This window comes from Pauljensenia hongkongensis (genome assembly GCF_001746855.1).
Taxonomy (GTDB): domain Bacteria; phylum Actinomycetota; class Actinomycetes; order Actinomycetales; family Actinomycetaceae; genus Pauljensenia; species Pauljensenia hongkongensis.
Genome location: NZ_CP017298.1, coordinates 1,160,580 through 1,170,921 on the forward strand (window position 1 = coordinate 1,160,580; position 10,342 = coordinate 1,170,921).

Annotated in this window: 10 protein-coding genes; all 10 read left to right on the forward strand. The window is 68.7% G+C overall.

The window, feature by feature from the left end; translation table 11 throughout:
- Positions 1-122 precede the first annotated feature (122 nt).
- The 10 genes from BH719_RS04840 (at position 123) to BH719_RS04885 (ending at position 10,250) form a co-directional block, all read left to right on the forward strand.
- Entirely contained in the window at positions 123-1,046 is a 924-nt protein-coding gene (locus BH719_RS04840; protein WP_009743640.1) for an ABC transporter ATP-binding protein, read from the forward strand.
- A 3-nt stretch (positions 1,047-1,049) separates the two neighbouring features.
- Positions 1,050-1,799 carry an ABC transporter permease gene (locus BH719_RS04845; protein WP_009743641.1) on the forward strand — a complete coding sequence of 250 codons (750 nt, stop codon included), beginning with the start codon at positions 1,050-1,052 and terminating at the stop codon, positions 1,797-1,799.
- Between the two features lie 180 nt (positions 1,800-1,979).
- The gene (locus BH719_RS04850; RefSeq protein WP_050790620.1) at positions 1,980-2,528 is read left to right on the forward strand and encodes a hypothetical protein; all 549 of its coding nucleotides are present in this window, start codon (positions 1,980-1,982) and stop codon (positions 2,526-2,528) included.
- Positions 2,529-2,558: 30 nt separating this feature from the next.
- A complete protein-coding gene (locus BH719_RS04855) occupies positions 2,559-3,944 on the forward strand; it encodes a family 4 glycosyl hydrolase (RefSeq protein ID WP_009743643.1) in 1,386 nt (461 codons plus the stop codon).
- A gap of 200 nt (positions 3,945-4,144) precedes the next feature.
- On the forward strand, positions 4,145-4,693 hold the full coding sequence (locus BH719_RS04860) for a hypothetical protein (RefSeq protein WP_009743644.1): 549 nt from the start codon (positions 4,145-4,147) through the stop codon (positions 4,691-4,693).
- 473 nt (positions 4,694-5,166) lie between these two features.
- Positions 5,167-6,561, forward strand: a complete 1,395-nt coding sequence (locus BH719_RS04865) for an HNH endonuclease family protein (protein ID WP_157098191.1) — start codon at positions 5,167-5,169, stop codon at positions 6,559-6,561.
- Positions 6,562-6,749: 188 nt separating this feature from the next.
- Positions 6,750-7,373: a hypothetical protein gene (locus BH719_RS04870; protein ID WP_245683256.1), complete on the forward strand. Its 624-nt coding sequence runs from the start codon at positions 6,750-6,752 to the stop codon at positions 7,371-7,373.
- Positions 7,374-7,422: 49 nt separating this feature from the next.
- Positions 7,423-8,196 carry a hypothetical protein gene (locus BH719_RS04875; RefSeq protein WP_009743646.1) on the forward strand — a complete coding sequence of 258 codons (774 nt, stop codon included), beginning with the start codon at positions 7,423-7,425 and terminating at the stop codon, positions 8,194-8,196.
- 408 nt (positions 8,197-8,604) lie between these two features.
- The gene (locus BH719_RS04880) at positions 8,605-9,471 is read left to right on the forward strand and encodes a hypothetical protein (protein WP_009743648.1); all 867 of its coding nucleotides are present in this window, start codon (positions 8,605-8,607) and stop codon (positions 9,469-9,471) included.
- Positions 9,471-10,250, forward strand: coding sequence for a hypothetical protein (locus BH719_RS04885; protein WP_009743649.1), 780 nt, complete (start codon positions 9,471-9,473; stop codon positions 10,248-10,250). The genes BH719_RS04880 and BH719_RS04885 overlap by 1 nt, the downstream gene beginning before the upstream one ends.
- Positions 10,251-10,342 lie beyond the last annotated feature (92 nt).

Consider the following 10,342-nt stretch of genomic DNA (forward strand, 5'->3'; position numbering starts at 1 on the left):
CGCCGTGGCCCCCGCCCCGGGACCGGACGCCGCGCCCCCGACGGGCACCGGACCCGCCGACGCGGCCCCCGCCTCGTGAACCCAGCACCAGCACCCACCCCACCGCACCACCAGGAGTAGAAATGACCAGCCCAGCCATCCGCGCGGCGGATGTCACCAAGCGCTACGGCAGCCTCACCGCCGTGGACGGCGTGTCACTGGAGGTCTCCCACGGCGAGATCTTCGGGATCATCGGCCCCAACGGCGCGGGCAAGACGACCTTCATGGAATGCCTTGAGGGCCTGCGCCTGCCCGACAGCGGCGATATCGACGTGCTCAGCGAGGACCCGGCCCACCCGACCAAGCGGTGGCGCGAGCGCATCGGCGTCCAACTGCAGACCGCCGCCCTGCCGCCCAAGATCACAGTCGACGAGGCATTGGCCCTCTTCGCGTCCATGTACTCCGACCCCGCCGACCCCTCCGCCCTGCTCCACGAGCTCGGCATCGCCTCCAAAGGGCGCTCCTACGTGGACAAGCTCTCCGGCGGGCAGCGCCAGAGGGTCTTCATCGCGCTCGCCCTGCTGGGCAAGCCCGAAGTGGTCTTCCTCGACGAGCTCACCACGGCGCTCGACCCGCAGGCGCGCCTGGCCATGTGGGACGTGGTGCGCTCCATCCGCCAGGGAGGCGCCACAGTGGTCATGACCACCCACTACATGGAGGAGGCCGAGGCCCTGTGCGACCGCGTCGCCGTCATCGACCACGGGCGCCTCATCGCGCTCGACACGGTCCCGGGCCTCATCGGATCCCTTGGGAAGGGGACCAAGGTCCAGCTGCGCACCTCCCGCACGATCCAGCCCAGCGCGCTCGACGGCGTCGAGGGCATCAGCGACGTGGCGGTCGCCGGCACCGCCGTGTCGATGCTGTGGGCGGGCTCGGGGATCCCCCAGGCCGCCGTCTCCGCCATCGAGGCCACCGGCGCCACCGTGTCCAACATCCGCACCAGCTCCCCCGGCCTGGAGGACGTGTTCCTCGCCCTCACCGGCCGCGACATGCGTCAGGAGGCATGAGCCATGCGCACCTTCGTCCAACTGTGCCGCGTCACCGCGATGCGCGCCCTCCGCGAACCCGTCACCGTCATCTTCGCGGTCCTCTTCGCCCCCGCCTTCATCGCCTGCATGGGCCTCATCTTCGGCAACAGCCCGGCGCCCGAGTTCGGCGGCAAGGGGTTCCTCGAGGCGAACTTCACCGCCTTCCCGGGCATCGTCATCGCGATCACGGCGCTCATCATCGTCCCCGTGGACCTGGTGGCCCAGCGCGGCGCGGGCGTGCTGCGGCGCTTCCGCGCCACCCCGCTCAACCCCGCTCTCTACCTGGCCGCCGACGTCGTCTCCCGGATGGTCCTGGGCCTGGTGTCCTTCACGGCCATGTACGCCATCGCTGCCCTCGGCTTCGGGGTGCGGCCCGCGTCGGCCGGGGCCTTCGTGTCCGCCCTGGTGGCGACGATGCTGGGGCTCGCCGCGTTCCTGGCGCCGGGCTACCTGATCGCCGGGCGCTTCCGCAACGTGGGCGCCGCGCAGGGGCTGGGGAACATCCTCATGTACCCGCTGATCTTCACCTCCGGCGCGGCGGTGCCCCTGGCGATACTGCCCCCCGGGGTGCTCTCCGTCGCGAAGTACTCGCCGATGACGCAGCTCACCTACCTCACCCAGGGCCTGTGGGCGGGCGAAGGATGGGGGCAGCACTGGGTAGCCGCAGTGGTCTTGGTCGTCTTCGGCGCCGTCTGCGGCGTCGCGGCGGCGCGCCTCTTCCGCTGGGAGTGACAGGACGGGCGGAAGCGGGCGGTGCCCGCCCCCGCCCGTCCGCACCGTCCGGCAACCGCAGCGGCCCCGGAGCCGGGTCGGCGGGTCAACGCCGCAGGCCCCGTCCGTCCGCACGGTCCGGCGACCGCGTGGCCGCCCGGCCCTTGAACCGGCGGACACAGCCCCTCTAGCATGAGGGACATGAGTTCTCGGATCGAAGGCGGCCCCACCACGGGGCGCCCTCCCCAGCGCTGGGCGCGCATCGCCTGCTGGACGGCCTTCATCAGCGCCCTCCTGCCCGTGGTGTGGAGAATCGCGATGCTGTGCGGCGTGGACCTCGGTTTCTCCCAGGCAGACTTCTTCAGGTCCAATGCCTCGGCCACCGCCTACGTCCTGGGCCTCGAGTCTGTCCAGGTCCTCGCGGGAGCCCTGTGCCTCGGCCTCATCTACCCCTGGGGCGAGCGGGTGCCCCACTGGGTGCCCTGCCTCGGCGGGCGCGAGATCCCCCGGATCCTCCCCCTCGTGGTCGGCGGAATCGGCAACGCCCTGCTCTACTACATCAACGCCACCCTGGTGATCAGGTTCGGCGCCGTGTGGCTGGGCCTGGCCGAGGGGCAGACCCCGGCCGACGGAATGAACCACTGGCAGGTGGCCGTCCTGGTCGCAGCCTACGTCCCGATGCTGCTCCTGTGGGCCCCCGCCCTCACCGTCGGCCTCGTCGGCTACGGGCGCAGGCGCGCCCCGCATTAGGATTGGAAGCCCACCACCGATCGGAGCCCTATGAAACTCGCCATCGTCGGCGGGGGCGGATTCCGCGTCCCCCAGATCATCGAGGTCCTCGCGCGCGCCCGCGCCGGCGACGGCCCCCACGCCCAGTTGGTCGTCGACCACGTCGCCCTCCACGACACCGCCCCCTCCCGCCTGCGCGCGATGAAGGCGGTCCTCACCGCCCTGGACTACCCGTGCTCCCCCGCGGTCAGCTCCCACACGGACCTCGACGAGGCGCTGGCGGGCGCGGACTTCGTGTTCTCGGCGATGCGGGTCGGCGGTACCCGCGGACGCGTCCTCGACGAGCGCTGCGCCCTGGAAGAGGGGCTGCTCGGCCAGGAGACCGTCGGCGTCGGCGGATACGCCTACGCGCTGCGCACCCTCGGGCCCGCGCTGGACCTCGCCCGCGCCGTCCGCCGCGCGGCGCCCGGGGCGTGGGTCATCAACTTCACGAACCCCGCCGGCATCATCACGCAGGCGATGCGCTCGGTCCTGGGGCGCCGGGTCGTCGGCATCTGCGACACCCCCATCTCCCTGGTGCGCCGCACCTGCGCCGCGCTGGGACTGGACCCCTCCGCCGCCGAGCGGAACGGCACGGGCACCGACTTCGACTACGTGGGCCTCAACCACCTCGGTTGGCTGCGCTCCCTGAGAGTCGACGGAGTGGACCTGCTGCCCGGTCTGCTGGCCGACGACGCCCGCCTCGACGCCCTCGAGGAGGCGCGGACCATCGGCGCCGACTGGCTGCGGGCGATCGGCGCGGTGCCCAACGAGTACCTCTTCTACTACTACTGCCAACGGGAGGCGCTGGCGGGGGTGGCCCGCTCGCGCACCCGCGGGGAGTTCCTCGACGCCCAGCAGGGGGAGTTCTACGAGGCGGTGGCCGCCGACCCCGCCCGGGCGGGCGCGCTGTGGGAGGCCGCCCACGCCCGCCGGGAGGCGACGTACATGGCGGAGGCGCGCAGTGAGGACGAGCGCGACGGGCGCCGCGAGGAGGACATCGCGGGCGGCGGCTACCAGCGCGTCGCCCTGGACCTCATGACCGCCCTGTCCACCGGGGAGCCCGCGCGCATGATCCTCGATGTCGGCAACGCGGACTCGGGCAGCGCGGCCATCGCGTCCCTGGCCGACGAGGCGGTCGTCGAGGTCCCCTGCGATGTCGACGGGGACGGCATCCACCCGCGCCCCGTCGCCCCCCTCACCGGGGCGCCGCTGGGCCTCGTGCAATCAGTGAAAGCCTGCGAGGACCTGGTCATCGAGGCCGTGCGGCGCCGTGACGAGTCCCTGGCCTGGCGGGCGCTGGCGCTGCACCCCCTGGTCGACTCCGTGCGCGCGGCGCGGCGCGTCCTCGACTCCTACATCGCGCGCAACCCCCTGGTGGCCGCCGTCTTCGACTGACCGGGCGTGCCCGGAGCGCCCTGGTCTTCTCCGACGAGGCCGATCCCGCCGGAGACTGACCCGGCGTGCCCGGGCCGGGTCGCCGAGGCGGTGGCCTGCGACACCGACTGACCCGGCGCGCCCGGAGGGCCCCCTCCCAGGCGGGCCCGCGCGCGGGAGCGGGCCTTCCGGCCGCCACGCTGCGGGACTAGAGTGGGGCCATGGCACTATTCGCACGGACAACGACCCTATCCGCGAACTTCCCCGGCACCTACGAGCAGGTGTACCTGGCCGCCTTCGCCGCCGTTTACGCACTGGGGTACACGCCCGACATGGCGGACCCCAATATGCGCATGATCTGCTACTCCACGCCGACCACCGCTTTCACCTGGGGCGTGAACGTCACCATCGGCCTGGTCCCCCAGCAGGGCCAGGTCGTCGTCGAGATCACGGCGCAGTCGCTGTGGCCCATGCCCACCCTGGGGCAGGAGGGGCGCAACAAGAAGATCATCAACGCCGCGTTCGAGCAGATCAACGCCGCCCTGGCCCAGGGCGCCCCCCAGCCCGGGCAGCAGCCCCAGGCGGGCGTTGACGGCGCGCAGCCCTACGGCGGGGCCGCTTTCCAGCCCGGGCAACAGCCCCAGGCGGGCGCTGACGGCGCGCAGCCCTACGGCGGAGCCGCTTTCCAACCCGGCCAGCAGCCGAACGCCGGGAGCGCGCAGCCCTACGGCGGGGCCGCCCCCCGGCCCGGGCAGCAGCCGGGCGCGTAGGGGCTCTGGTCCCGCCGGGGCTTGGCTCTGCTCCCGCCGGGACTGGGCTCCGGTCCTGCGATGGCTTGGTGCCGGTCCTGCCGGGGCTTGGCTCTGGTCCCGCCGGGGCTTCGCTCTGGTCCCGCCGGGGCTTCGCTCTGCTCCTGCCGGGACTGGGCTCTGGGGGCGCGCCTGGCTCCGCTGGTCTTCTTTCGGTCTGGCGGTGTTGTGCGTCTCTTTCTTTTGGGTGTGGGTGGGGTTAGTGTGGGGGAGCGCCTTCGTCTGGTTGGGAGAGTTGGTGGGTTGTTGTGGTGCGTCCGGTTGATTGGTCTGTGGTGGGGTTCGAGTCGGATCCGGTTCCTGGGGATCCTGTGGTGGTGCGCGCGGGCGGGAGTGGTTATGTGGGGGTTGCGGATGCGATCCGGAGGTGCGCGGATTCTTTGCGGGCTTTGGATGCGGGGGGTTCGCGGGGGTCTGAGTCGGTGGAGGCCTTGTTGGAGGCCCGTGATGACATCTTGTCGAAGGTGGAGGTGGCTGAGGGGCGTTACCGGGCTGCTGGTAATGCGCTGGTGGAGTACGCGGGGGCGTTGGAGCGGGCGCAGACGGATTCGTTGAACGCTCTGGTGGCGGCGAGGTCGGCGCAGCAGGACGTGGACGAGGCGGTGGCCCGGGCAGGGCGTATGCGCGAGAGCGCGGGGGAGTGCCCCGGGCAGGGGGATGGGGCTGATGACCGGGCGCGTTATGAGCGGGCGGCTACTGCGGCGGATGGTGATGCGGAGGTGGCGCGGGGGCGGGTGCGGGCCCAGCGGCAGGTGGTCCTGAACGCGATGGGCGAGCGCGACGCCGCGGCGGTCAAGGCGATGAACGCCATTGACGGGGCCGGTGATGACGGGTTGGGGGACTCGTGGTGGGACGACTGGGGGTCCAAGGTCGCCTCGTGGATCGCCACGATCTGCGATCTCGTGGCGCAGATTCTGGGTGTCCTGGCATTGTTGGTGGCGTTCATCCCCCTGATCGGGCAGGCGCTGTCCGCCGTTCTGCTCACGCTGTCAGCGATTGCTGGCGTGGTGGGGGCCATCGCGCACATCGCACTTGCCGTGTCCGGTGATGAGACGTTCTTGGCGGCCCTCGTCTCCGTGGCATTCGCCGCCCTGGGCTGCATCGGATTCGGTGGAATGCGCTTGCTGACGAAGCACATCATTTCACTGTCGGGCTTGAGTCGGGTGCGGAACCTGATATCAGCGACGTTCGGAGGCAAGGGGATCGCCAGCACCTTCGAGAACCTGCGGGAGGCTTTCAAGGACCTGGCCCGTGTCCGCGCGCTCCCAAACAATGCCCTGGGCGGGGTGCGGGGCATGGCGCGGGCCTATTTCCGCAACGTCATCGCCAGCGTGCGGAACCTGGCCCGCTACGCGCGGGTGCGCTTCCAGTACAAGGGCACCCCACCGCGTTATACGGAGGGCAAGCCATTCCCACGCCGCCCGAAAACGCCGCCGAAAGACTTGAGTAAAGCTTGGGACGACATCGAGCCCCGGCCACGGCTCGACCGGGTGCTGCCGGGGAACCCCGATAACCTGACCATTGAGGCGGACCACATCGTGCCCGCGAGGTGGATCGAGAAGATGGATGGCTACTCCCGTTTGACCGGGCCCCAGCGGCAGGAGGTGATGAACTGGATGGAGAATCTCCAGGCGATCACTAAGCGCGCGAATAGATCCCGCCAGAATAGTTTGTATGTGGAAGAATGGCTTGGATACAACCCTCTGGGTGACGGTGTTTTCGAATTTCCCGCGGATCGCTTGTTCTTGACGCAGATGCAGCGTTTGGAGCCCTTGTTGGCGACGAGGATCCAGTACATGATCGACCAGATAGTGGCAGGAGGACTCTGATGGGGTTGTTCTCGCGGTTGAAGAGGCGGCCATTGACGAGGCTGGAGCGGTTCAACCGTTCTATGTCACAGGACGGTCGGGTGCGTTTGGTGGAGGAGTCTCCGCCTGCGGGGGCTCCTTTGCCGGAGGAGTGGCGGGCGTTGCCCGCTTTGTCGCCCGCTGAGCGGGTGGGGGTGATGGCGGACCGGATGGACCGTTTTGTGGGGGATGTGCTGCCCGAGACTGTGGCCCTGATCAGGCGGTGCGGGCGGGATGCGGAGCTGGCGTTGTGGGGGGAGCGGTACATCGTGGTGTACACGCTGGTCAACTCCACCGGCACCACCCTCGACTATTACGGGGGCAACCCCTACCAGCCCACATGGCCCGACGAGGAGGATCCCAGGCGTATCGCCCCCTCGTACGGTATCGCTGTGTACGACTTCAATGTCCGGGCCGTGTGGGACCGGGTCCCGCCCAAATTGCGGTCCTTCTATGAGAACGTCCACGACGGCCTGTGCTGGTGCAACTGGGCGCCCGACAGCTTCTACGAGCTCAGGGCCGTCAACGAGTTCCGCAGCGGGGACTTTTCCGAATTCGACATGAGCGACAACGACGCCCTGTGCGACCGGGCCCAGGGCTGCTACCCCTTCTTCTGCGGTTCCTCCGGATCCTTGCTCACCGTCGACCTGGTCGGCAAGTGCCCCGGTCGCGTGGATTACTGGAGCAGCGGCGGGGCCTTCGAGTTCGACATCGACTTGTGGCAGGCCCTGGACGAGTTCTACACCGGACCAGCGGACCCCGAGTACTACGCCGCCCTGAAGGATGACCAATGAGCGCACGACAACCCGCAGACATTCCCGCCCGCGGAAGAGGAGACCGCTGATGGCTATTCTGCCCTGGCGCAGGAGGCGCCAGTTGGCCGAGCAGGCGAAACTGGACGAGCTCAACCGCCTCATGTCCTACGGGGGCGCTGTCAGCTTCGTAGAGGGGCCGCCCTATTCCGTCTTCATACCTTCACCCTGGGAGGGCATTGCCCGCAGCACCTCCGCAATCGGCGGAAGGAGCGTCTCAAGTATGATGCGGTACACCGTGGGCGACAAGTTTCCCCGGACCGTCGACCTTCTGGAGCGCTGCGGGCACGACGCTCAAATCGTGAAGTGGGGGGACCGCTATGTCGTGGTGTACACGCTGGTCAACTCTGCGGGGGAGACGGTGCACTACTTCGGGGGCAACCCCATGCGCCCGTCGTGGCCGATGAGCAGTGAGGAGGGGTACGGGCGCAATGTGCGGGCCGTGTGGTCCCGCGCCCTGGAGGTGTGGCCCTTCTACCGCAACTTCCAGGACGGCTTCGTCTCGTGCGCTCAGCCGTCCACCGGCATCTACCAAGTGGGGGACATCAACGAGTTCTCCACCGGGCAGTTCACCACTTTGGGCATCGACGACGAGGGGCTGCGGGCGCGCGCCAAGGGCTGCTACCCGTTCTACCGCAGCCCCAGCGGAGACATCGTCACCCTCGACATCACCGGCCAGTGCCCCGGACGCGCCGACCTATGGCACCCCCACGCGGACCCAGAACTCGACATCGACTTCTGGGACACCATCGACACCCTCCTCACCACCACCATCGACCCCCACCACAACACCCAGGACAGCTGATGACCACACACCACACCCGCGCCCACGGAAAAGGAGACCGCTGATGGCCTTCTTCTCGTGGTTGAAGCGCCGGCGTCGTGTTCCCTCTCTCGGGCATGAGTGGGTGGCGCGGTATGTGGATGAGCGCGGGCCTGTGGTGTTCATCGAGGGGGCCGTGCCCGGTTGGGACGCGAGCGCGCTCATCGAGGCCTCTCCTTCGCCGGTTGTGTGCGGGAGGCCTGTGCGCGGGGGTGGTTCCCCAAGCAGTTCCTGCCCCGCAAGCGACTCTTCGGGCGCGGCTGGGAGCCCGCCCGCACCCGGCCCCGGCAGGGTAGGGACTGACCGGGGTGCGGAAATGCTGTGGATCATACCTTTTGTGGAGCAACGCATCCAGTACATGATCGACCAGATAGTGGCAGGAGGAGTCTGATGGGCTTGTTCTCGCGGAATAAGGGGCATGGGCTCACGAAGTTGGAGGAGTTGAACACCCACACGCGTGGGCACGGGCCTTTGCGTTTCGTGGAGGAGGCCCCGCCCGCGGGGGCTCCTCTGCCGGAGGAGTGGCGGGCCCTGCCCGCGCTGTCCCCCGCTGAGCGGGTGGGGGTGATGGCGGACCGGATGGACCACTACGTGGGGGATGTGCTGCCCAAGACTGTGGACTTCATCAGGCGGTGCGGGCGGGACGCCGAACTGGCCATGTGGGAGGACGGCGAGCGCTACCTGGTGGTCTACACCTTCACTGACCCCGAGGGAGGGATGTCCTACTACTGCGCGGGAAACCCCTACCAGCCCACATGGCCGGGCGAGGACGAGCCCAAGAGGACTTGGCCCTCGTGCATGTCGGTGTACGACTTCAACGTCCATGCGGTGTGGGACCGGGTCCCGCCCAAGTTGCGGTCCTTCTACGAGAACGTCCACGACGGGTTCCTCTACTCCACAGGTGGAAGCTTACAGCTCTACGAACTCATGGATGTCAACGAGTTCCGCAGCGGCGACTTCCCCGACTTCGACATGAGCGACAACGACGCCCTGTGCGACCGGGCCAAGGGCTGCTACATCTTCTACCACCACACTTCGGGCTCCCTGCTCACCGTGGACCTGGTCGGCAAGTGCCCCGGGCGCGTCGATTACTGGAGCACCGGAGGGGACTTCAAGTTCGACATCGACTTGTGGCAAATGCTCGACGCCCAGCTCGGGGATGACCTGGACCCGATCGACTACCCGCTGATCCACCACACGCGGCAACCACCGACGACCAGCGAAGTCGATACGGGCAACGACGAAGGGGGCCGCTGATGGCCATTCTGCCCTGGCGCAGGAGGCGCCAGGTGGCCGAGCAGGCGAAACTGGACGAGCTCAACCGCCTCATGTCCTACGGGGGGACGGTGAGCTTCGTGGAACGCCTACCCTACCCCGCCCCCGTGCATTGCCCTTGGAGCAGTCCCCACCTCGGCGCCTCCGAAGTCACCGGGAAGGTCATTGCCGACCAACTGCGGTTGGCCGTGAGCGGGACAATGCCCAAAGCTGTGAACCTGCTGGAACGCTGCGGGTACGACGCGCAAATCGTGAAGTGGGGGGAACGGTACGTCTTCATCTACACGCTGATCAACTCCACGGGCCAGACCCTCTACTACTACGGCGGCGACGCCATGTACCCCTCATGGCCGCGCAAGCGCGACGCCGGGTACGAGCGCAATATCCACTCAGTGTGGGACCTGGTCCTGGACATCTGGCCCTTGTACAGCCATTTCCACGACGGTTTCGTCTCGTGCGCGCAGCCGTCCACCGGCATCTACCAGGTGGGGGACGTCAACGAGTTCTCCACCGGGCAGTTCACCAGTCTGGGCATCGACGACGAGGGGCTGCGGGACCGCGCCAGGGGCTGCTACCCGTTCTACCGCAGCCCCGGCGGAGACATCGTCACCCTCGACATCACCGGCCAGTGCCCCGGACGCGCCGACCTATGGCACCCCCGGGCGGACCCAGAACTCGACATCGACTTCTGGGACACCATCGACACCCTCCTCACCACCACCATCGACCCCGAATACTACGAAGCAGGGGCGGACCAATGAGCGAGGAGGACCGTGGTGTCGAATATTGTGCGCTTTGACGTTTATGGTTCTCGTCCGGTGACGGCCGCTGATGTGGAGGCGGCGTTCGGCAG

What these genes read in the sequence shown, in the direction of transcription:
- BH719_RS04840 (WP_009743640.1), top strand. Translation starts at nt 123, where the DNA reads ATGACCAGCCCAGCCATCCGCGCGGCGGATGTCACCAAGCGCTACGGC.
- BH719_RS04845 (WP_009743641.1), top strand. Translation starts at nt 1,050, where the DNA reads ATGCGCACCTTCGTCCAACTGTGCCGCGTCACCGCGATGCGCGCCCTC.
- BH719_RS04850 (WP_050790620.1), top strand. Translation starts at nt 1,980, where the DNA reads ATGAGTTCTCGGATCGAAGGCGGCCCCACCACGGGGCGCCCTCCCCAG.
- BH719_RS04855 (WP_009743643.1), top strand. Translation starts at nt 2,559, where the DNA reads ATGAAACTCGCCATCGTCGGCGGGGGCGGATTCCGCGTCCCCCAGATC.
- BH719_RS04860 (WP_009743644.1), top strand. Translation starts at nt 4,145, where the DNA reads ATGGCACTATTCGCACGGACAACGACCCTATCCGCGAACTTCCCCGGC.
- BH719_RS04870 (WP_245683256.1), top strand. Translation starts at nt 6,750, where the DNA reads ATGGACCGTTTTGTGGGGGATGTGCTGCCCGAGACTGTGGCCCTGATC.
- BH719_RS04875 (WP_009743646.1), top strand. Translation starts at nt 7,423, where the DNA reads ATGGCTATTCTGCCCTGGCGCAGGAGGCGCCAGTTGGCCGAGCAGGCG.
- BH719_RS04880 (WP_009743648.1), top strand. Translation starts at nt 8,605, where the DNA reads ATGGGCTTGTTCTCGCGGAATAAGGGGCATGGGCTCACGAAGTTGGAG.
- BH719_RS04885 (WP_009743649.1), top strand. Translation starts at nt 9,471, where the DNA reads ATGGCCATTCTGCCCTGGCGCAGGAGGCGCCAGGTGGCCGAGCAGGCG.